Source organism: Brevibacillus sp. GCM10020057, from assembly GCF_042683565.1.
GTDB lineage: Bacteria > Bacillota > Bacilli > Brevibacillales > Brevibacillaceae > Brevibacillus.
In genome coordinates this window covers 40,862-61,172 of record NZ_JBHUJW010000044.1, presented here as the reverse complement: position 1 = coordinate 61,172, position 20,311 = coordinate 40,862, and the positions used below count along the sequence as shown (strand labels likewise).

Below are 20,311 nucleotides of genomic sequence, written 5' to 3'. Positions count from 1 at the left end.
ATTCTGGAGCCAAAATCAAACCTTGTCAGGAAGGAGGGGGGATGATGAATGCGGTGATTCAGTCCATACTTTCCAATGTGGCGATTATTTTTTTCATGCACGCTTGCTTGGTGGAATTGGTGAAAAATGAGGGCAAGCTCTCTCCCTCCTTCGTTCGCATCGGAAGGATTCTCGTGGTATCGCTCGCCGTCATCAGCATGTTTTATTTGCCCATCCAGTACGGGGAGTACCGCTTCGATCTGCGGCTGATTCCGTTGGTGGTTATGGCCGTGCTTTTGGGATGGAAAGCGGTTATCCCGACATTGCTTATCACCAGTCTTTGGCGCCTGAGCCTGGGGGGTGAAGGTTCCTTTCCCGGGATCATTTTCGGAATGGTTCTCCCGGTTCTCGCCGCTTTGCTCTACAAATCGATCCGCCAATCACCAAAGCTGCATCTCCCATCCTTGATCGTTCTCACTTGCGTTGCCTGGTTCATCTCGGATGTGCCCATCATTTTCTGGGTCCCGGATGGCTTTATGGTTTTCAAGCAGCTCATGGCAATCCGGCTCACTACTTGCGTGACAACAGCCTTGATTCTCTACGTGTTAATCGGCCGGGCGGAACGGGAACTGCAGGTGAAGCAAACGCTTCAATATTACGCTGACCACGACCCGTTGACAGGCTTGTACAACATTCGTTCCTTCCATAAGGCTGTCAACTCGTATCCTCATACAAACAAGCGGAAGTATATCATCATGATCGATATTGATTACTTCAAAGCGATTAATGACACCTATGGACATGTCGCAGGCGATTTCGTCCTGAAAGGGGTCTCCAGCCTGATCGTCACGGAAGTCGCTCACGCCCTGGGACCAGAGCATGCCACGATTGGAAGGTACGGCGGGGAAGAGTTCATTCTCTTTCTGGCCGTCGATGAGAAAGAGACGATGATCTCCCTGGTGGATGCCATTCGACAGAAAATCGGCAGCGCCTCCTTTTATACGGAGAAGCGAACCCATTTGATGAAAGTAACCGTCTCTATCGGCGTTTCGCAATTGCACGATGGCAACATGCTGCAACAAGCGATTGAACAGGCCGACAAGTCCCTTTATGATTCAAAAAACAACGGGAGGAACCAGACACACTATGCTGAAGGCATCTGATTTCACAGGACATTCGGGATTGGAATGGAAAGGGGGAACTCAACGCGATCCGAACTGCAGAAAAACGTTTTTCCTTCAAAATCGATGGGTCATCGTATTTTCTCTGTCCTTTTTGGTCGCTCTTTTCCTTCTCCAAAAGGAGTGGCATGGATTTGGCGGAACCGATGACTTTGTGATGGTTCACTTGATCATAGAGCTGCTGGTTACTACCTCATCCCTGGCAGTAGCCATTTCGGCATGGATATTTTCTCCCCATGTCTTGTCCCAAAAACGGCTTTGGATTGGAGCGCTTTTCGGTTCCGTAGGTGTCCTGGAGCTGCTGCACGCCATCACCTTTCCAGGAATGCCTCACTTTTTGTCGGAAAGCTCCGCTTATAAGGCAACGTGGTTTTACATGATCGCCCGGCTCACGCAGGCAGTCGGGATGTTTGTTTTTGTCGCGGCAAATGAAAAACAGGCCCGCCCCCATCACCGATGGATCGCCTACTCCCTCTGCCTGGCGTATTCGCTCATCTGGATGGTGATCATATACGCCCCTGACAAGCTGTTGCCCGAGCTCGTCGTGGAAGGAGCAGGCACAACTGCAGTCAAGAACTCGTTGCAGTATGTGGCGATTGCCATTCAGACTTTATGCCTGTTTTTTTGCATCAAGTCCTTTTGTACGGCTCCTGCACTGAACCTGATGCTGCTGGTCGCCTCTGTGTATCTGATCGTCAGCGACATCATCTTTACGGCTTATCCGAATGTGTATGACTTCGCCAATCTGTCCGGACATCTCTTTCAGCTGGCGGCCTTTGCCTTTCTGCTCCATGCCCTTCATCACATCTCCGTGAAGGAGCCTTTCCAAAAGCTGAAAAAAGATCAGGAGTACATCACCTTCATGGCCTACCATGACGAGTTGACCGGTCTTACGAATTCGCGCTATTTTACGGAAAAGCTGACAGAAGCCCTGTCCCGGAACAAACAGGAGAAAATTGCCGTCCTCCTGCTCGATATTGACCGGTTCAGTGCCATCAATGAATCTTTGGGGATGTCCTTCGGGGATTTGGTCCTCCAATCCGTAGCACAGCGCATTCGCGCATCCTTGCCGGAAGGGGTCGTCCTCAGCCGCATGAGAAGCGATGAATTTACGCTGTTCTTCACTTCTCCCACGGCTGATGAAGAAGCAGTCGACGCCTGTTGCCGGATTCAGGAAGCCATGAAGGAGCCCTTTCAAATCCAGCATCTCCTGTTCAACCTTACCGTCAGCGTCGGGATGGCCGTCTATCCGGACGACGGGCAGGGCACAAACGATCTGATCAAGTACGCCCAGATCGCCAAAAATGAAGCACAGCGAGAGGTCAAGCGCTTCAAGCGTTTCCATCCCTCCATGGACAAGCAGCTTCTGGACCGCCTGGTTCTTGAGCAAGATCTGCATAAAGCCTTGGCCCAGAATGAGTTTCTCGTCGTGTACCAACCGCAGATCGATATTCAGACGGGCAAAGTAATTTCCTTAGAGGCGTTGATTCGCTGGGACCATCCTGTCCGTGGCCGAATATCCCCGATGCAGTTCATCCCCCTCGCCGAAGAGACCGGGTTAATTGTGCCGATCGGGGAATGGGTGCTGAAAACGGCTTGCGCGCAGCTGAAGCAATGGCATGACATGGGATTTTCGTCTCTTAGCGTTTCCATCAACCTTTCCATGCGCCAATTTTTCCAACAGGATTTGGTGGACATGATCGACCGGATTCTAAAGGAATGCGGGCTTGCTCCTCATTTTCTGGAACTCGAGATCACGGAAAGCATGACGATGAACGTCAGCCACGCCATCGAAACGATGCGGAAATTAAAGGAGTTGGGCGTAAGAATCGCTTTGGATGATTTTGGAACAGGGTACTCCTCCCTGCTGTATCTGAAAGAGTTTCCCATTAACCGGTTAAAAATTGATCGCTCCTTTGTTCTCGACATCACCACCAGCAAACATGATGCCGCGATCATCTCCATGATTCTCTCCATTGCCAATCATCTGGAAATGGAAGTGATCGCGGAAGGGGTGGAACGCCAGGATCAATTGCATTTCCTGCGGGAGCAACGATGCCAACAAATCCAGGGATTCCTGTTCAGCCCGCCCCTGCACCCGGATCAACTCCCCCTGGAACTGGAGCGTATCCAGCAGCAGTCCCTTTCATAAATTTGATCCGGAATCAGACCGACTGAACGAAAAAGAGCTTGGAGGAAATCCAAGTTCTTTTTCATCCGGGTAAGTCCATCCTAGCAGGAGATTACAGAATCACAATCTCGCCTTATTTCTGGAACCAGTCGCGTACGCCCGCATAAATAAGAGCACCCGAGAAGACCAGCATCGCGATCAGGCCGATTCCGTCTACCAGTGTATTGAGTCCGTTCAGGAAACTGCCTTCGAGCGGGGTTTTCAGCAAGGCATAGCCACCGAGAAGACCGCCGGCAAGCGAAAGCCATTTGTTCATCTTACTATCACCTCCCGATGCAGCGAAGGCTATGTAGGATCGCTGCGATACTTCACTTTATGCCGGGATGTGACAAGCGGTCTGTACGCTGGTCCAAACCACCATTCATCAAATTGCAATTGGGCATGGAGCGTCTTTTTGCAGTAAAATAAAAGGGATGTCGACGAATGGACGTTAGGAGTGAATCACTCATGAAGTTGTTTTTGATGCTGGGCAGTATCAGCGGATTTTTGTCTGTGGCGCTGGGCGCGTTCGGCGCACACGCCCTGAAGGGGAAGCTGGACGAGTACTCCCTGGGCGTTTTCCACACAGGGGTTACCTATCAGACGACCCATGCGCTGGCACTCGTGCTGGTCGCCCTGCTGCTCAAATGGTACCCGGACGCCTCCGGTCTGTCCTGGGCGGGCTGGTGCTTCGCCATCGGAACGATCTTTTTCTCCGGCAGCCTGTACGCGCTGGCTATGTCCGGCGTCAAGGTGCTGGGCGCGATCACCCCGATCGGCGGCGTGCTGTTCCTCATCGGCTGGGCACTGCTCGCCATTCACGCATGGAAGGTCGTCTCGTAGCAGGCGAGCCGCCCGTTGTCCAAAGAGAACGCCCGCTGCGGCTCCACGGAGCTGCCCGGGCGTTTTGCTTTATTATCGCGCTTTTCCGCAGGCCGGCGGGAGCAGCCAGTGTACGAGGGATGTGCCGCGCCTGGGCACAAGTCTCGCTTTCTCCCATCGTCCAAGTCCCGCTGTAGCGCACTTGTGCGGGCGAAAAATACAAAAAAGCGGAGTGACCTCGCACCCCGCTGACGTTCCCTACATAAATCTCCGCTGCACATATTGAAACACCAAGTTCCCTGTGTTAGAATGGAAATTGGTCTTTTGAAACGAACTATAAAACATTGCTCATTTTTATCCAACTTTATCTTATCACATAACGAGGGCACTTGTCAAACCCTTCAGCCGAAAATGGGCAAAAAAAAGGAGCGGGATCATGAGCAGAACTGACCAGGACAAACAAAAGGAAGAACAGCGGGTTGAGCGGGTCATTGCTGAAATCAACAGAAGGATCGCTGACCTGCAGGAGCATGTCACGGACATTAGCGCAGACATCGTCGGAATCCGCAAGCATTTTTGGGATGATGTCACCGTCAACTTCGAGGACGCGATCGAAGCCGTAGAGACGTACGCCAGCATCAAGCAGCAGGCGGAGGTGCTGTCAGAGCGCGAACGCATCCACAGGCACGCCGTCAGCCAGCTGCGGACGCTGAAACGACTCGTGCAGTCTCCCTACTTCGGCCGGATCGACTTTCGCGAATCGTCCGACCCGTCCGCAGAACCGATCTATTTGGGGATCGCCTCCCTGCTGGATGAGCACGAGGAGCAGTTTCTCGTCTACGACTGGCGCGCCCCGATCTCCAGCCTGTACTACGATTACGCCCCTGGCCCTGCCGCGTACGAGACGCCGGACGGGACGGTCTCGGGAGAAATCACCTGCAAACGGCAGTACATGATCCGCGACGGAAAGCTGCTCCATCTGTTTGACACCGGCGTCACGATCGGCGACGAGCTGCTGCAGGAAGTGCTGGGCAAGCATGCCGACACGCAGATGAAGAGCATCGTCGCCACGATCCAAAAGGACCAGAACCGCATCATTCGCAACGAGCACAGCCGTCTGGTCATCGTCTCCGGTGCGGCGGGCAGCGGAAAGACGTCGGCAGCGCTGCAGCGGATCGCCTATTTGCTCTACCGCTACCGCAAAACGTTGCGCGCCGAGCAGATCGTGCTGTTCTCGCCGAACTCCCTGTTCAACAGCTACGTCTCCACGGTTCTCCCCGAGCTGGGCGAGGAAAACATGCAGCAGACGACGTTTCAGGACTACGCCCAGCACCGGCTCGGCTCCCTCTTTACGCTGGAGCACCCGCTTGAGCAGATGGAGTACGTGCTGACCGCCATGGAGGAGCCGGGCTATGCCGAACGGCTTGCGGGCATCGGCTTCAAAACATCGCCGCGATTTATGCAGGCGCTCGACGAATACGCCGAGCTGCTCAAGGAAAACGGCATCCAGTTTCGCCCTATCGTCTTTAGGGACCGTGTCCTCATCAGCGCCGGGCGCATTCGCGAGCAGTTCTACTCCCTCGGCTCCACCATATCAATCCCGAACCGGATGGCTCTCGTCGCCAGATGGCTGCTCGGCGAGCTGAAAAGGCTGGAGAAAAGGGAGAGCACCAAGCCGTGGGTCGAGGATGAGCTGCAGCTGTTGGACAAAGACGTGCATGCAGCCGTCTATCAGCAGCTGCGCCGGAAAAATCAGTACGAAGAAGACACCTTTGACGATTTCGAGCGCGAACAGGAGTTGCTCTCGGCCCGGGTCGTGAAGCAGGCGTTTTCCCCGCTGCGCGCATTCGTCCGCGAGCTGCAATTCATCGATGCGGCAGCGACGTACCGCCAGCTTTTTGCCGATTCCGCGCTCGCGTCGCCCGCCATTTTGGCAGCCGAACGTCCGCCTCGCTGGGACGCGATCTGCAGGCAGACGGTGGAGCGATTGGACCGAGGCGAACTGACCTGCGAGGACACGCCGCCGTTTTTGTACCTGCTGGAAAAGCTGGAAGGCTTTCAGACCAACAACTCCGTCCGCCACGTGTTCATCGACGAAGCGCAGGACTATTCACCGTTTCAGTTCGCCTTGCTAAAGCGGCTCTTTCCCCGGGCCAAAATGACGGTGCTGGGCGACTGGAATCAGGCCATCTACGCCCATGCCTGCGACAGTGCGGGCTTTGACGCAGTCGCTTCGCTGTACGAGCCGGAGCAGACAGAGACATTCGTCCTGACGAAAAGCTACCGCTCGACGGAGCCGATCGTCACTTTCACCCGCCAGCTGGTGGAAGGCGGCGAAGGGATCGAGCCGTTCCAGCGGTCCGGCCCCAAGCCGAGTGTGACCATCGTCTTCGATCAGGAAGCGCTCGCAGAAAAAATCGCAGGCCGGATACGGCAGCTGCAAGCAGGCGGCCACCAGACCATCGCAATCGTTACCAAGACGGCTGCGGAGGCGCAGGAAGCCTACCTGCGTCTGCGAGACAAACTGGACATCCAACTGGTCAGCACGCGGGCGATCTCCTACGAGAACGGGGCATTGATCATCCCTTCTTATTTGGCAAAAGGCATGGAGTTCGACGCGGTGCTCCTCTACGACGCCTCCGCTTCCCGCTATCACCGGGAGAGCGAACGCAAGCTGTTCTACACGGCATGCACCCGCGCCATGCACGAGCTGCACCTGTACAGCGTCGGCGAGGCAAGCCCCTTCCTCAACGCAGTTGCAGCAGACAGCTACGAGCGGATACAAGGATAGCTTTCCGATAATAAAGAGGCCCGGCTGCACGCAGTATGTCGTCAGCCGGACCTCTTTTCGCTTTGTTTCACGCCGACGCAGACCGCGACGGCGAGCAGGATGAGATCGAACTCGTACCCGGTTTTTCCGCCCTGCCCCATGAAGCCGTGCTCCCATTTGACCGTCGCGATCGCTCCCGCCATGACGGCTGCAAGCGCCCAGGCCGCAGGGCGCGCCCAGATGCCAAGGATCAAGGCGAGACCTCCTGCGATCTCCACTGCCGTCACCGGATAAGCCAGCCATCCCGGCAGACCGAGAGCCGCAAAGATCGCCGCGACCGCAGCCATACCCTTTTGCAGCTTGGCAAACCCGTGCACGAGAAAGATGATGCCCATCACGATCCGCATGGCGGCAAACGCTTTTTCCTCTGCCATCCTGTCCCCCTCCCTTACTACCTTATGCGCGGGGAGGGACAATCAATTCTTTTACACCCCGATGACGAAGTGGGACGCCCGGTCGCGCAGCGTCTTCCGAACGCTCATGGCGACGATATAGCCTGTTTTCGGGTTGCGGGCGGACGGCGTATTCTGGATTTGCAGCTTGATCTGCCCGAACTTGCCCTTCGCTTCGATCTCATGCGTGTTGTGCGTAATGTGCGGATCGACGAATACCTTCACTTTGGTCCGGTCGAAACCCACGCCTGCCAGACTCAGCGCAGCTGAGACGTTCACGCTCTCCGGAAACAGCCGCGCCGAATCGCGCGCCACTCCCTCGAATGCGCAATACGGCTCGTCCAGCTCCGCCAGATTTACCTGCTGTTCGATCAAGGTGCCGTACCACGCTTTGGGCGGCTTTCTCGTGATGAGCGTCACTTCCTCCATCGGGCCGAGGCTGCCTGCCGCGATCCGGTCCAGTCCCCCGATCGCCGCTGACGGGATGATAATTTTCCGCCGTTTTTCCGCGGCCTTCTTCATCAGCCTCTCCTGCAGCTCTTTGTCAGCAAAGGCCCCTACGCTGACGACGAGGAGATCCGCGCCATGCTCCAGCACTTTTTCCCCGTACCGCTTGATCGCCTCGTGCCCCGCACTCTCCACCACGATATCGAAATCATAGGAGAAAAAAACCTCTTCCTGTTCTGTCATCAGCTCCGCAATCTCGGGCTGCACCTGGTATCGGGAGCGGTCTCGCACCAGAATGGACGCTACCTGCACGCCTTCCTCACACCCCTGCATAATTGCTTGTACGACATCCTCGCCGATCGTTCCGTAGCCAATCACTCCGATAGTAATCATAAGCCCTCCCGTTTTCCTCTGATTGTATTTGAATTGTACGATCTTTCTTAATCATAACAAAATTATCGTATTTGGTATACCATAAACCAAAGCTCTATGATATACTAGGCTCATACAATCAAGGGAGGGAAGCTTGTGCCATCTATTACTTTTCATACGTCAGGAAAAACCATCGAAGTGGAGAAAGACGCGAATCTCCTCCGCACTTCCATCCGGTACGAGGGAGCCGTTCCGTTCAAATGCGGCGGCGGACTTTGCGGTACCTGTCGGGTACAAATTGTGGATGGACAGGAAAACCTCAGCAAGGTCATGAAAAAGGAAATCGACCGGCTCGGGAGCGAAAAAATCGAGCAAGGTTTCCGTCTCGCCTGCCAAACCTTCGTGACCGGAGATGTCACCATTTCCTGGGGCGAGGAAGACGTGGAGAGGCTGAACAAGATCGCCCAAAGACGGATCAACGCCGCCCAGTAAGGAAGATTGGGAGCTTATAGATGAAGAGCAACACCGAGATGCATTCACCGAACACGCAAGCAACTGGATTCACTATTCCAGCGCGGGGTTTGGGGGATGCATTTTTTTGTCGTCTGTCCGGCTTTGCCACGGGCGGAAACGGGAACGCGGCGGCTGTTCGACGCTGCATCCATCAAAAAAGAGGAGCTGGTTTCTTCACCTGCCCCTCTTATCTGCGATCATCGTCAATGAACCTTGACGATCTTGCTGTCTTCATCGAGATCAAGCTCGTAAATTTCTTTTTCGATCTCTGCCGTCGACTCGAATTTCGGGAAAACTTTGATCGGGATGCTGTTGTCCGGGAATACTTCGGAAACTCCCTGAATGACAATTCTCGTGATCGGGTTTTTGATCTTGCAAATGGAGAAGGTCGTCTTTTTCTTGCCGAAGAAAAAGTATTCGTACGCTGCGATTACTTCAAGATCCGGATTGTCCGTAACTGTTTTGTACCGCTCTGTCGTAGATACCATAATGTATTGGCTCATCCTTAAACCCTCCAATGTGTAAGAATGTTTTCCTTCGCTCTGCTGGCGACTACTCCTGACAAAGCTCGATATCATCCTGAATGTAAAGCTGGCATGCCAGACGGTAGCCCTGCGAGAGTTTGTCACCGAGCATCTTTTGCTCCTTCCAGTTTGGCTCAGGAAGCGACTCTCCGCCTGACAGCACTTTTACCGTGCATCTCGTACATTTGCCCATGCCACATCCGTACTTCAGATGGGGGAATTTTTTGATTCCGGCCAATACGACCAGGTTGCTGTTGGGCCCAACCTCTTGCTGAATGATTTGACCGTTCTGATGTAACTTCACGTTCGGCATGAACATACCTCCATCTGCAGCAAGAATCCGGGACAGCCAGTTGCGTTATTGCTTTTCAAGAGCTTCCAAATACGCGCGCTTGGAATTTTCCAGATGAATCTTGGTCAAACTCTCGACCAACTCGGCTTCACCGTTGTACACCGCCATGGCGATTGCCCGATGCTCTTCCATTGCTTTGCGTTGCCTGCCCGGAAGCTCATAGCCGACGTAGACGAACGCCCGGATGTAATCGGACAGGCCATCGAGCATCTGCGTCAGTCTGGGGCTTTTCGCGGCGCGGCAAATGACCTCGTTGATATCGAAATGGACACTTTTATACTCCTGGTTCATATCGGGCTTGGACAGCTCTGCGTCGATCTCGTCAATGATCCGCCTCAGCTCCTCGCGCGCTTCAGGGGTGGCCCTCTGCGCTGCCAACTTCATCGCCAGGCTCTCCAATGAGCCGAGTATTGTGAAGATTTCCACGACTTCTTCGGGAGAGAGCTGGGAGACGACTACGCCTTTGCGCGGCAATGTTTTGACAAAGCCTTGAGATTCGAGGCGAAACAGCGCTTCACGGATCGGGGTCCGGCTGACATTCAACTGATCCGCCAGTTCGCGTTCGATGATCCGCTCCCCTGACTTGTAAATCCCTTGAACGATTGCTTGCTTGATATATTGGTAAACCTTGTCCCGAATCGGGCTTAAGTCCTCATCTTTCCAAATAACAGACGTATTTGGCATCTGGTATACCTCCGAGAGTTGTTTTCTTTAGTGTAATCGATCTGATTAGCGACTGACAACAACCCTTTTCAAAGATATGCCCATTGCCCTATTGCAAAAATACGCCTCCGTACAAAAGCCCGCCCGCCACGACGATACCCGGATGAATTTTCAGCTTTTCCAAGGTGATGAGGCTGACGGCAGAAAGCGCGGCCGTTTGCCAAATTCCCGTAGCTTCGTAGGCGCTCGCAAAGAACTGAAAGGCCAGCGTTCCCAGCAGGACGGCGACGATGGGACGCACAATTTGCGTCATCGCCGACACCTGCGGCGAATTTTTGAACAGGTGCAGAAATTTGTACAAAATCACCATGGCAATTGCAGTCGGGGCAATAGTGGCAATCAGGGCGACGATCGCTCCCGGGATGCCGGCCACCTGATAGCCGATGTACCCGGCCAGCTTGGTCGCAATCGGACTTGGCAGCGCATTGCCCAGGGCAAGCACGTCTCCGAACTGCTCCAGCGTCATCCAGCCGTAGTGGTCGACTACCTCTGCCTGCAGCAGGGGAATGATCGGAGGCCCGCCGCCGTATCCCAATATGTTCGGGATGAAAAAGGCCCAAAATAAGTGCAGCAGAATCATGCCGATATACCCCTATCCGGCGAGGCCGCCTGTTGTTTCTTTTGCCTTTTGACCACGCAGGTCGACTCGGTGAAGGCATAAGCGAGCGCGATCCCGATAAGCAGACCCGGATTGACGTCCAGAAGGACCAGCGCAGCTATAGACACGACCGTCCAGGCGATCGTCCTGCTTTTGATCCAGCTCTTCCACGACTTCAGGAAAAACTCGTAGGCCATCACCGCCATCATCACGCCGATGATCGGCTGTACGCCGTGCGTCATTCCGCCGACGATGCCCGAGTCTTTCAGCTTGTAGATGAGGCCAAGGAGGAGAATCATCGCGAACAGCACAGGCAGCACCATCGCTACGATCGCTACTGTCGCACCGGCTGCTCCCCTTACCTTGTAGCCGATATATCCTGCCATTTTGGTGGCGATTGGTCCCGGCAAAGCGTTTCCCATCGCCAGCACATCCGTAAACTCTTCGTCCGTCATCCACTTGTACTTCTGCACCGCTTCCGCGTGAACGAGGGGGATCATCGTCGGCCCGCCGCCGTACCCGAGAATGCCGATCCGAAAAAATCCGAGGAACAGATCCCGCAGCACCATCGCTTCACTCCACCTGCCTTTTCCCTGACATTGCGAGGCCGGTCAACCCGCCTCCTACTTCTTGATGTCCGCCTGCGTCAGCACTTCGTAGTCGGGTCCCAAATATTCCTGCAGTGCGCGCAGCGCTGCCGTCCCTACAGCCGTATCCTGTTCTCCGTTGCCTCCGCTGACCCCGACGCCGCCGACGACCTCGCCATTGACGACGATCGGATAGCCCCCCACGAAGATCGCAAACTTGCCTGGCAGCATCACATGGATACCGAATGCTTCACCGGTTGTCGTCGCCGGTCCGCCCGGCTGGTTGAACAAATGGGTGGAACGTTTATGTCCGCTCGCCGTGAACGCTTTGGCCATCGCAATTTCCGGTCCCGTGATTCTGCCCCCGTTCATCCGCTCCAGCGCGATGACATGGCCCCCGTCGTCCACAATGCAGATCGACTCCAGCGCATGGACTTCCTCCGCAGCCTTTTTGGCTGCCTCTATCATCACTTTTGCTTCCTCCAGCTCCAGCTTCAAGACTGACTTCATCATTGCTCCCGCCTTCCTTCCGTGCTTTCATAATTACACTCCGTGATAAACGCTTTTGATTTGCGTATAAAACTCCAATGCTCCCCGGCCGGACTCGCGGTACGTTGCCGTGCTGGACATTTTTACTCCGCCGAACGGCACCTGCGGCGCATTGCCGGTCGTCGGGCGGTTCACCTTGACGACTCCCGCCTGAACGTTGTTTACAAAATGCTGAATCCGGGCAGGGTCTGTGGTGCAGATGGCGGCCGACAAGCCGTATTCCACATTATTTGCGATCTCAATTGCCTCCTGGAAAGAGCTCACCCGGATGACAGAAATAACCGGCCCGAAAATCTCCTCCTGCGCGATGCGCATCGTTGGCTTCACGTTCGTAAAAATCGCCGGGCGGACGAAGTAGCCGTGCGCGTAATCGCCGTTCGTCAGCTGTTCGCCGCCATACACCAGCTCGGCACCTTCTGCCTTGCCGATCTCGATATACTCGAGCACATTTTTCAGCTGACTGGCGTTCGCCAGCGGCCCGATCTCGACTCCCTGACAGCAGCCGTCGCCGACGGAAAGCTTACCGGTCTTCTCGACCAGCGCGCGGACGAAGCGGTCGTGCACCTCATCCATGACGATGACCCTGCTCGTACCTGTGCACGCCTGACCAGTCAGCTCGAAACCGCCCTTGATCGCCAGCTCTGCCGCCTGCTCCACATTCGCATCTTCCATGACGAGCAGCGGATTTTTCCCTCCGAGCTCGAGCTGGATGCGCGTGGACAGCCGCACGGAGCGCTGGATCGTCTCGCCTGCGCCGGTAGAGCCTGTAAACGTCACCGCTTTGACAGCAGGGTGGGTAACGAGCGTGTGACCGGTTCGGGAAGCGGAGCCGGTCACGAAGTTGAGCACACCTGCCGGAAGTCCCGCTTCGTGCAGCGCCTGAACGAGCCGCAGTGCGATCAGCGGCGTATCCGAGGCGGGCTTGAACACGACTGTGTTGCCCGTCACCAGCGCCGGGGCAATTTTGCGCGCCGGAATGGAGATCGGGAAGTTCCACGGGGTGATGACAGTCACGACACCGAGCGGCTCCTTTTTCGTGTAGATCGAGGTGGTCGGATCGTCGGAGGGGAGCGTTTCCCCGGAAATGTTCAATCCTTCAAAGGCGTAGTAGCGCAGCGTCTGGGCGGAACGTTTGACCTCCATCCGGCTGCTGGCCAGCGTCTTGCCTTCTTCCCTCGTCAGCTCCAGCGCGTATTGCTCCAGACCCGCCTCCAGCAGATCTGCTGCTTTGTACAAGATTTCCGCGCGCTTGCTCGGCGCCACGTTCCGCCACGTCTGAAACGCACGCTCTGCGGATTCGATCGCCAGAACTACGTCCTCTTCCACGGAAGACTGAAATCTTCCCACGATGTCGGAGCGATTGGCCGGATTGATGCTCTCAAAGGTGGCATTGCCTGTCGAGTTGATCCATTCCCCGTTGATCAGGTTCTGGAAGGTTTGTACGGTCGTTTCGATTGCCATGACTATCCCCTTTCCTTCTTGTGCATGGGGCTGATGTGATTCATCTGTTTGTAAAGCAATACCCGAGAATGGCTTGCTTCTCGGGTATGTTGCTGGTTATCCAACTGCTCTGGCTGACCCAATCCTCTGATTATTGCGCACAGAACTCACGAGAGATGGCTGCGAGATACATTCTGCGCATTTTCGTCGCTTCTTCTACGATCTCGATGCAGCGTTGTTGCTCTTCCGGCGTTTTTGCGTATTCCAGCACGATTTGATAGCCGCGCTCGCCGTGAATTTCATCGGAGACGATGTGCAGGTCGAAGAATTCCACTTCTTCATCGGTGAAGCCGTATTTCTCACGCAGCGTCGGAGTCTGTCTGCGGTAGATGGCCGGCACTTGCGATTCGAGGCCGACTACCAGCGCTGCGGTTGCGTACAGGAAGTTTTCCCGGAAAGCCATCCGGTAGCACCACGATTGCAGCCCGATCGTCTCTGGCAGCAGATTCTCCATGGACTCGATGCGTTCGCGGGTCGTTCCGCAGGCTTCACCGAAGCGGATCAAAAGGTCTGTGTGGCGGTCGCCGCCCAGCTCTTCCTCCCACATGTTTTGCAGCAGGAAGTCTCTTGCGTCTTCATGCGGACAATTGGCGTAAATGTAACCAAGGTATTCGGCAAATGGACCGACGTATGCGTAATGTTGTTCTACCCAAGCGGCGAAGTGCTCTTTTTTCAATTCCCCGTTGGCCCACATGGTTGTGAACGGCGCCTTCGCAACTGCGTTTCCTTCGATTGCCTGTTCCAACGCGCGACGGAATTCCTCTTTGTTCATCAAAGCTGGTTTTGTCAATGTTTCTGCCATCGTAAAGCACTCCTCTCAATTGTTAAAGGTTTGGGTAAGCACGTTCTCTTGTACTTTGTATATTGTATACCAAAATCGTATGAACTCATTATTGCTCACATAGGCTCGTCTGTCAATACACTTTTTTCAGAATAATTAGCAAGATCATTGCCATCATCAGATAGGCCAGCGTAAAAGGCGCATTCCAGTTGGAAATGCGGATGGGGCTCTGCCTGGTCAAATGGGCCATCATCCCCGCCGTGGCATTGTAGGGCCCCATCAAAAACGCGGTGGCTGCTCCCGTCAGCATCGCAATCGCCGTCAGCTCCGGAGAGATCCCCATAGCTTGCGGATTGAGCGATTCCGCCGTCAGCGCCAGGCCGACCGCCGGATGCAGTCCGATGAAGGCAAGCCCCAGCGGGATCAGCGGGATCAAAATCAGAAACAGATCAGCCCCGATCACCTGTTTTCCCGCCATGATCCATGCATTGATGACATGCCCTGCCCCGGAAGTCTGGATCGCGGAAATCATGAAACCGGCGCTCAAAAACACGATGAATTGCTCCTTCATCTTCAAAAGCTGCACAGGCAACATCGCCACGCCCCGCCGCACAAACTGGCGTCCCGCGCCGATCAAAAGCGACCAGGCGAGGGCGAACGGCACAACGGCAACCGAGACGAGCAGCAGAAAGCTGTAATGCGTATACGTCTCGAGCAGCGCGATCAGGCACGTAAACACGAGAATTGCCGCCAAAATATGCACGGGATGGCTGGCTGGGCGGTCCTGGACAGGGCGCTCATCGCCTTGCCTTGCTGCCGCCAGTTCATCCACGGCTGCCGGGTCCAGCTGCTTCAGCCGCCGCCTCGCGATCCACTGCCCCATCACGGCGTCCAGGACGAGCCCAAGGATGCTAAAGGGAACCATGATCGGCAAAATGGCGCTCCACTGCACCCCTGTCATCTCCACGATGATGCCTACGATCGGGGCGACTGGCGTCCAGACGATCGGCATGCTGTAGCCGTGTGTAATCGCCCGGCTGATGAAGCGCTCCTTTTGCTCGATGGGAAACAGCTCCAGCGAAGGGCGGATCGTCTGATACACCATCGGCAGCGTCGCGATATTCATGAATGAGCTCAAAATGTACGACAGTCCCGCCGTCATGGTGTAGAGCCAGCCCGAACCCTTGATGCGGCGCGAAATCATCTGCTGGATTCTGACTGCGTAGTTCCCCAGCTCAATCGGCAAAGCGATCAAAGGGATCAGCGCGAACAGGCTGAGAATATTAAGCATGTTGCCAAAGCCCGTCACAAACATCGGCCACGCAGCGCCGCTTGCGAGCAGCAGGCTGATGCCGACGAGCAAAAACAGGGCGCTAAGTCCCTGGACGAAGCGGGGAACGGTGCGAAACACGACGATCACAATCACGATGCTCAGGAGCGAAATGACCCAGTGCAGCAGTTCGGACGGATAAAAGGCAAAGAGCAGGTAAGCGGCAATCGCAGCCAAAAAGACGCACGGCTGTGCGCTACCAAAGTTCTTTGACAGCATGAGCCAGTCGCTCCAGAGCGGTCTCCACGATTTCCTGTCCGATTTCATAGCTTGCCTTTGTCGCGTCCCCAATGCAGCCGTTGCGAGTCATTTCTTCATAATAATAGAAGCCTTGGAGCGGATTGCCCGGACGGAGCCTCCGCCACCGCCCCTCCTGGTAATCGGCGGCCTCCAGCCGATCCTCGCGCACGAGATGAGGAGCAAGGTACAGCGCTTCCGACACTTCGCGGTCGCAGCTGTGTCCGTACAGCTTCGATTCCAGCCTGCGGTCCATGACGTCTTTGGCAGATGCCGTCGTCTTGGCGTAGTAGATGCGGACGTCCAGCTCGCGGGTGAGCATTTCTGTCGCCAAACCCAGCGTCGCCTGGTTGCCTCCGTGGGAATTCAGGATGAGAAACTGCTCGATGCCGTGCTGTTTCAGCGACTTGATCATGTCCCGCAGGATCGCGATCAGCGTGGTCGGCTCCAGCGAGATCGTCCCGGGAAAATGCATATGGTGCGGCGACACGCCCATGTTGATCACAGGCGTCATGATCGCTTGCGGATACAGCTTTTCCGCCAGCCGCTTGCCCATCTCTTCCGCCAGAACGGCATCGCAGCTCTCCACCATATGGGGGCCGTGCTGCTCATGCGCGCCCAGCGGTATGATGGCAATTTTCACAGAAGGCAGCGCCTCTTTTACTTCGGGCCAGGTCATTTGTGTCAATAGATAAGCATTAGCAGTAGACATTTCTCAGCGCACCTCTCTTTTTGTATATTGTATGCCATAAATACGTAATAAAATTGCCATATACTTGTAACCTTTGCGTATTTATCGATTCAGCCACCTTGGTTTACAATAAATAAACAGGAAGAAAGCAGGTGAGATGCATGTTGCATTACAGCCACTACCTGGACAAAAATTCGGTGGCATATTTGTCGGATGCAATTATCCAGCATTACGCAAGCAATCCCGTGTATACCGAAATCGTAGTAGTCTGCATCGGCACGAACCGCTACTCCGGTGATTCTTTGGGGCCGATGGTCGGCAGCCAGTTGCTCGCGGGAATGAAAGGGCAGCGTCACATCCATGTATACGGCACGCTGGACAATCCCGTCCACGCCCTGAACATACACAAGACGATCGCCCATATCTCCCAAAAACATGGGCGTGCCTATGTAATCGCCGTCGATGCTTGTCTCGGGCAGTTTTACAAAATAGGCACGCTCCAGGTCGTGGAAGAACCGTTGCAGCCGGGAGTCAGCCTGGACAAAAAGCTGCCCCCCATCGGCCACATTCACATCAAAGGAATCATTAACAACTACGGTGCGCTCAACCACAAAGTGCTGGAACATACCAGCCTCACCTTTGTGCAGGAAATGTCCGGCGTCGTCAGCCGAATTCTGACGCGAGCCGTTCAGCAAATTTCCTCGCAGCTTCAGGCGGCAGAACTGCCCGGGGACAACAGTTCGCAGGCTACCAGATAAAGAGTGCTGCGACTGTGGCGATCACCAGCCCCAGGACGACAGGAATAAAGTTTTTGCGGGCCAACTCAATGACCGGGACACCGGCAAAGCCGGCTACTGCTACCAGAGAGGACCATGCGATCAGCGTGCCGCCGCCGGACCATACGGAGCCCATTTGCCCGATGGCCGCCAGCGTCGACGGATCGATTCCTACGGTTGGCCCCAGCGCTCCGGACAGCGAGCCTGTCAGCGGCAGTCCCGAGAAACCGGACCCTTCCAGGCCCGCGATGATTCCGATCGCCAGGATGCCGAACGATGTCAGGAAACCGTTGGCCGGAATCGCGTACTGCACAGACATGACCAAATCGTACAAAATGGCGGGAGCAGGAATGTTTTCGCCCAGCGACAAAATGCTTTTCGAGAAATCCGCGTTCCCCAGGAAGAAGAACCCTGCAATCGGAATGACCGGCCCCATTGCTTTGAAAGCAAACACAAAGCCTTCCGTCAGATGGTCACTGATCTTGTCCAAGGCGCCAATCTTGGAGAATACTGTACAGGACAGGATGAGCAAGATCACGGCCACACCCCCGATGAACGCTGCACCGTCTCCTCCCTCGAAGCCCCCCATGCTCGTCCCGCCGAATTTGCTCGCAGCCATGACAACCATGACAGCCAGCATCGACAGTGGCACCAGAACAGAAAAAATCTTCGACCATTTCAGAATATTCGCCGGAAGCGTCTCTACAGCCGCCGCCGCTTGCGCATACTCTGGCGATTCTTCTACAGGACGAGCATTCCCGAAATCATGCTGGACAAGGGGTGTCACGGACTCCTTGCGAATAGCCTTGCGATGCATCAGGTACGCAGTTGCAATCGAAACTACGCCGGTGATGAGCGAAAGCACCATCGCCTTGTCTGCGACGCTTGCGGTCGATACTCCGGCGCCCTTTGCGCTGAGCATCGGCGCTACTTGCATGATGTAGTCGGACGACAGCGCCATACCTTGGCCTGCCAGCGCGACGGCCATGGCTGCCGCCATCGGTGGGAGTCCGACCCGGATCGCTGCCGGAAACAGCAAGGCCCCGATGAGCGGAACGGCAGGAGTCGGCCAGAAAAACAGGGAGATCACATACGTCACGACGGCCAATACAAAGAAAGCCACGTGTCCGTTGATCATCAGCTTCTGGATGGGACGAATCATCCGGCGATCCGCGCCAATATCGCGCAAGGACGCCAGCAGCGCCACCATGAAAGTAATGATCAGAAAGATCGTGAACAGCTCCTTGGCTGCCGTCAGGTTTGCGTTGTAGACGGCCTGAAACCCGCTGATCACACTCCCTTTGAAAATCCAGCCAACCAAAAAGGTGCCGATTAATGAAGGAATGACAACACCGCGCCGAAGCAACATGACAATAATGATTGAGACTGTTACAATTGCGTACACCACGTGAGACAAAGTGATCATTAGCTTCCCCCCTGCTCCATCAATTTGGGTCCGTCCCAAAAAAATTGTAGCACACTATTTACGCAAAAAACAGGGTTTTGGCTTTTTGTATACAAAAATTTTCAGAAAATATTTTTTTGTTCGTCAGATCCCATTGTCCCATCATCGCTGAAGTCCGCTATTTTCCTGATTTCCCCTCGCTTTCGCTTGCCGCTTCCTTTCTTTTTTTCTGGTAAAAAAAGGGTTCATTTGTATACGGTATACATACTCCGTTTTCTGACGATCACCTGTCCCGCTCCATAGAACACCAGACTCCCGATTGCAATGGTTGCCATCACGAGGAACATCACCGTCCCGCCGTAAGCCGACAGGAGCATGCCCCCCATCCAAGGTCCGAGAAAGCTGCCCAGCTCGCTGACGCTCTGTGCTCCGTAATACGTCCCCCGCATGTGGGCCGGACTGATTTGGTCGATCTGCGCGTATTCCGCCGGGATAATCAGGATCTCTCCCATCGTGAAGACGATCATGGCGGCCACCAGCCAGCTCCACCCTGTCATCAGGGCAAACCCGATCTCGCCCGCTGCCATCAGCAAGGCCCCTGCTGCGATCCGCGCAAACAGGGAATAGCGCTCGGCCAGGCGGGTCAGCGGAATTTGCATCAGCAGGACAATAAAGCCGTTTGTGCTCATCATCACGCCGAACAGCGCCACTCCATCCGCCACATGCTCCCGCAAATACTGGGACAGGGGGACAGACATTTGTCCGTGTACCGTGACGAGCATGATTCCCCCTACCACGAACGACAGCAGGGCCGTATCCCGGCGGAGAACCTCCCACATTTGCCTGAGGTTCGGCTTTTCCGCTCCCGGCTGCGACCGGTCGTCTCCGGCCATGTACTTATAACATGCTGCAGCAAGAACCGCGACGAACAGCACGTAGGAGCCACCAGTCAGGAGGAATGCCGTCCTGCTCCCGGCAATGCCGAGAAATGCTCCGAGCACCGGCCCGATCGCTACGCCGAAATTGATCGCAAGGTAGCGGTTGGAGAAGACGCGAAACCGTTTCTCTTCGGGGGTCAGGTCGCCCATCATCGCTTTGGAGACCGTGCCGAAGACGGAACCGGCCAGACCTTTGACGAGACTGATCGCGAGCAGGGCGAGCGGATGGCTGACCAGGACAAAGATGACAAAGCAAGCGCCCATGACCAGCATCGACAAAAACAGCAGATTGCGCCTGCCGAACAGATCGGAGAGCACCCCGCCGAAAAATCCGCCGACTGTGCCAGCCAGCGGCCCTGCCCCGACGATCACCCCGATGGCTGCGTGACCGAGCGTCGTCGTCTCGCTCAAATAGATCGCCAAAAACGGCATGCTCATCATCTGCGTGAGCATGACAAACATCGTCCCCGCCAGCAGCAGGTGGACGATCGGGTGGTACGATTGCCAATATTGCCTCAAATGATTCACTGTTTGTGTCCTCCGTTCCTCTTGTCGCCGCGGCATGTGGTCCATCCACCACCATGCAGCGCCGTCACGTGTGCCGAAAAAGGCCC

The 20,311-nt window shown here is 55.3% G+C and carries 21 protein-coding genes; 6 read left to right on the top strand and 15 right to left on the bottom strand.

The genetic code is table 11. The annotated features are described in order from the left end of the window. Positions 1-44 precede the first annotated feature (44 nt). Positions 45-1,142, top strand: coding sequence for a GGDEF domain-containing protein (locus ACFSO0_RS19655; protein WP_376883386.1), 1,098 nt, complete (start codon positions 45-47; stop codon positions 1,140-1,142). 175 nt (positions 1,143-1,317) lie between these two features. Further along, the gene (locus ACFSO0_RS19650) at positions 1,318-3,312 is read left to right on the top strand and encodes a bifunctional diguanylate cyclase/phosphodiesterase (RefSeq protein ID WP_376883420.1); all 1,995 of its coding nucleotides are present in this window, start codon (positions 1,318-1,320) and stop codon (positions 3,310-3,312) included. A 112-nt stretch (positions 3,313-3,424) separates the two neighbouring features. Here the strand turns inward: ACFSO0_RS19650 and ACFSO0_RS19645 are convergent, their stop codons facing one another. Beyond that, positions 3,425-3,607, bottom strand: coding sequence for a hypothetical protein (locus ACFSO0_RS19645; RefSeq protein WP_376883384.1), 183 nt, complete (start codon positions 3,605-3,607; stop codon positions 3,425-3,427). A 191-nt stretch (positions 3,608-3,798) separates the two neighbouring features. Between ACFSO0_RS19645 and ACFSO0_RS19640 the strand changes: the two genes are divergently transcribed. Together ACFSO0_RS19640 and helD are read left to right on the top strand one after the other, a co-directional pair. Continuing rightward, the gene (locus ACFSO0_RS19640; RefSeq protein WP_376883382.1) at positions 3,799-4,173 is read left to right on the top strand and encodes a DUF423 domain-containing protein; all 375 of its coding nucleotides are present in this window, start codon (positions 3,799-3,801) and stop codon (positions 4,171-4,173) included. Between the two features lie 415 nt (positions 4,174-4,588). Continuing rightward, complete coding sequence (gene helD, locus ACFSO0_RS19635; RefSeq protein WP_376883380.1) at positions 4,589-6,943, top strand: RNA polymerase recycling motor HelD; 2,355 nt, start codon at positions 4,589-4,591, stop codon at positions 6,941-6,943. 41 nt (positions 6,944-6,984) lie between these two features. Here the strand turns inward: helD and ACFSO0_RS19630 are convergent, their stop codons facing one another. Together ACFSO0_RS19630 and nadX are read right to left on the bottom strand one after the other, a co-directional pair. Further along, positions 6,985-7,356: a DoxX family protein gene (locus ACFSO0_RS19630; protein WP_376883378.1), complete on the bottom strand. Its 372-nt coding sequence runs from the start codon at positions 7,354-7,356 to the stop codon at positions 6,985-6,987. A gap of 51 nt (positions 7,357-7,407) precedes the next feature. Beyond that, positions 7,408-8,214: an aspartate dehydrogenase gene (nadX, locus tag ACFSO0_RS19625; protein WP_376883376.1), complete on the bottom strand. Its 807-nt coding sequence runs from the start codon at positions 8,212-8,214 to the stop codon at positions 7,408-7,410. A 135-nt stretch (positions 8,215-8,349) separates the two neighbouring features. Here nadX and ACFSO0_RS19620 point away from each other — a divergent pair, with 135 nt between their 5' ends. Continuing rightward, a complete protein-coding gene (locus ACFSO0_RS19620) occupies positions 8,350-8,685 on the top strand; it encodes a 2Fe-2S iron-sulfur cluster-binding protein (protein ID WP_376883374.1) in 336 nt (111 codons plus the stop codon). A gap of 224 nt (positions 8,686-8,909) precedes the next feature. Here ACFSO0_RS19620 and ACFSO0_RS19615 read toward each other — a convergent pair whose 3' ends face one another. From ACFSO0_RS19615 to ACFSO0_RS19570, 10 genes are all read right to left on the bottom strand, one after another. Continuing rightward, positions 8,910-9,209: a hypothetical protein gene (locus tag ACFSO0_RS19615; RefSeq protein WP_376883372.1), complete on the bottom strand. Its 300-nt coding sequence runs from the start codon at positions 9,207-9,209 to the stop codon at positions 8,910-8,912. Between the two features lie 49 nt (positions 9,210-9,258). After that, positions 9,259-9,543 (bottom strand): 2Fe-2S iron-sulfur cluster-binding protein, encoded by a 285-nt coding sequence (locus ACFSO0_RS19610; RefSeq protein WP_376883370.1) that lies wholly within the window; start codon positions 9,541-9,543, stop codon positions 9,259-9,261. 45 nt (positions 9,544-9,588) lie between these two features. Then, positions 9,589-10,266, bottom strand: a complete 678-nt coding sequence (locus ACFSO0_RS19605) for a GntR family transcriptional regulator (RefSeq protein WP_376883368.1) — start codon at positions 10,264-10,266, stop codon at positions 9,589-9,591. 88 nt (positions 10,267-10,354) lie between these two features. Next, the gene (locus ACFSO0_RS19600) at positions 10,355-10,885 is read right to left on the bottom strand and encodes a chromate transporter (protein WP_376883366.1); all 531 of its coding nucleotides are present in this window, start codon (positions 10,883-10,885) and stop codon (positions 10,355-10,357) included. Next, complete coding sequence (locus tag ACFSO0_RS19595) at positions 10,882-11,472, bottom strand: chromate transporter (RefSeq protein ID WP_376883364.1); 591 nt, start codon at positions 11,470-11,472, stop codon at positions 10,882-10,884. The genes ACFSO0_RS19600 and ACFSO0_RS19595 overlap by 4 nt, the downstream gene beginning before the upstream one ends. A gap of 54 nt (positions 11,473-11,526) precedes the next feature. Continuing rightward, positions 11,527-12,000 carry a GlcG/HbpS family heme-binding protein gene (locus tag ACFSO0_RS19590; protein ID WP_376883418.1) on the bottom strand — a complete coding sequence of 158 codons (474 nt, stop codon included), beginning with the start codon at positions 11,998-12,000 and terminating at the stop codon, positions 11,527-11,529. A gap of 33 nt (positions 12,001-12,033) precedes the next feature. Then, positions 12,034-13,500, bottom strand: a complete 1,467-nt coding sequence (locus tag ACFSO0_RS19585) for an aldehyde dehydrogenase family protein (RefSeq protein WP_376883362.1) — start codon at positions 13,498-13,500, stop codon at positions 12,034-12,036. Between the two features lie 130 nt (positions 13,501-13,630). Continuing rightward, positions 13,631-14,341, bottom strand: coding sequence for an iron-containing redox enzyme family protein (locus ACFSO0_RS19580; protein ID WP_376883360.1), 711 nt, complete (start codon positions 14,339-14,341; stop codon positions 13,631-13,633). Positions 14,342-14,453: 112 nt separating this feature from the next. After that, positions 14,454-15,869 (bottom strand): hypothetical protein, encoded by a 1,416-nt coding sequence (locus ACFSO0_RS19575; RefSeq protein ID WP_376883358.1) that lies wholly within the window; start codon positions 15,867-15,869, stop codon positions 14,454-14,456. After that, positions 15,847-16,599 (bottom strand): creatininase family protein, encoded by a 753-nt coding sequence (locus ACFSO0_RS19570; protein ID WP_376883356.1) that lies wholly within the window; start codon positions 16,597-16,599, stop codon positions 15,847-15,849. Before ACFSO0_RS19570 ends, ACFSO0_RS19575 begins: the two co-directional genes overlap by 23 nt. Positions 16,600-16,739: 140 nt before the next feature. Here ACFSO0_RS19570 and yyaC point away from each other — a divergent pair, with 140 nt between their 5' ends. Next, a complete protein-coding gene (gene yyaC / locus ACFSO0_RS19565) occupies positions 16,740-17,336 on the top strand; it encodes a spore protease YyaC (RefSeq protein WP_376883416.1) in 597 nt (198 codons plus the stop codon). Here the strand turns inward: yyaC and ACFSO0_RS19560 are convergent. Next, positions 17,326-18,780 carry a hypothetical protein gene (locus ACFSO0_RS19560; RefSeq protein ID WP_376883354.1) on the bottom strand — a complete coding sequence of 485 codons (1,455 nt, stop codon included), beginning with the start codon at positions 18,778-18,780 and terminating at the stop codon, positions 17,326-17,328. The genes yyaC and ACFSO0_RS19560 overlap by 11 nt on opposite strands. Positions 18,781-19,004: 224 nt before the next feature. Beyond that, positions 19,005-20,225, bottom strand: coding sequence for an MDR family MFS transporter (locus ACFSO0_RS19555; protein ID WP_376883352.1), 1,221 nt, complete (start codon positions 20,223-20,225; stop codon positions 19,005-19,007). Positions 20,226-20,311: the final 86 nt, after the last annotated feature.

What these genes read in the sequence shown, in the direction of transcription:
- ACFSO0_RS19630 (WP_376883378.1), bottom strand. Translation starts at nt 7,356, where the DNA reads ATGGCAGAGGAAAAAGCGTTTGCCGCCATGCGGATCGTGATGGGCATC.
- ACFSO0_RS19615 (WP_376883372.1), bottom strand. Translation starts at nt 9,209, where the DNA reads ATGAGCCAATACATTATGGTATCTACGACAGAGCGGTACAAAACAGTT.
- ACFSO0_RS19580 (WP_376883360.1), bottom strand. Translation starts at nt 14,341, where the DNA reads ATGGCAGAAACATTGACAAAACCAGCTTTGATGAACAAAGAGGAATTC.
- ACFSO0_RS19570 (WP_376883356.1), bottom strand. Translation starts at nt 16,599, where the DNA reads ATGTCTACTGCTAATGCTTATCTATTGACACAAATGACCTGGCCCGAA.
- ACFSO0_RS19610 (WP_376883370.1), bottom strand. Translation starts at nt 9,543, where the DNA reads ATGCCGAACGTGAAGTTACATCAGAACGGTCAAATCATTCAGCAAGAG.
- ACFSO0_RS19590 (WP_376883418.1), bottom strand. Translation starts at nt 12,000, where the DNA reads ATGAAGTCAGTCTTGAAGCTGGAGCTGGAGGAAGCAAAAGTGATGATA.
- ACFSO0_RS19600 (WP_376883366.1), bottom strand. Translation starts at nt 10,885, where the DNA reads ATGATTCTGCTGCACTTATTTTGGGCCTTTTTCATCCCGAACATATTG.
- ACFSO0_RS19585 (WP_376883362.1), bottom strand. Translation starts at nt 13,500, where the DNA reads ATGGCAATCGAAACGACCGTACAAACCTTCCAGAACCTGATCAACGGG.
- ACFSO0_RS19650 (WP_376883420.1), top strand. Translation starts at nt 1,318, where the DNA reads ATGGTTCACTTGATCATAGAGCTGCTGGTTACTACCTCATCCCTGGCA.
- ACFSO0_RS19560 (WP_376883354.1), bottom strand. Translation starts at nt 18,780, where the DNA reads ATGATCACTTTGTCTCACGTGGTGTACGCAATTGTAACAGTCTCAATC.
- ACFSO0_RS19640 (WP_376883382.1), top strand. Translation starts at nt 3,799, where the DNA reads ATGAAGTTGTTTTTGATGCTGGGCAGTATCAGCGGATTTTTGTCTGTG.
- nadX (WP_376883376.1), bottom strand. Translation starts at nt 8,214, where the DNA reads ATGATTACTATCGGAGTGATTGGCTACGGAACGATCGGCGAGGATGTC.
- helD (WP_376883380.1), top strand. Translation starts at nt 4,589, where the DNA reads ATGAGCAGAACTGACCAGGACAAACAAAAGGAAGAACAGCGGGTTGAG.
- ACFSO0_RS19655 (WP_376883386.1), top strand. Translation starts at nt 45, where the DNA reads ATGAATGCGGTGATTCAGTCCATACTTTCCAATGTGGCGATTATTTTT.
- ACFSO0_RS19595 (WP_376883364.1), bottom strand. Translation starts at nt 11,472, where the DNA reads ATGGTGCTGCGGGATCTGTTCCTCGGATTTTTTCGGATCGGCATTCTC.
- ACFSO0_RS19575 (WP_376883358.1), bottom strand. Translation starts at nt 15,869, where the DNA reads ATGCTGTCAAAGAACTTTGGTAGCGCACAGCCGTGCGTCTTTTTGGCT.
- ACFSO0_RS19645 (WP_376883384.1), bottom strand. Translation starts at nt 3,607, where the DNA reads ATGAACAAATGGCTTTCGCTTGCCGGCGGTCTTCTCGGTGGCTATGCC.
- yyaC (WP_376883416.1), top strand. Translation starts at nt 16,740, where the DNA reads ATGTTGCATTACAGCCACTACCTGGACAAAAATTCGGTGGCATATTTG.
- ACFSO0_RS19605 (WP_376883368.1), bottom strand. Translation starts at nt 10,266, where the DNA reads ATGCCAAATACGTCTGTTATTTGGAAAGATGAGGACTTAAGCCCGATT.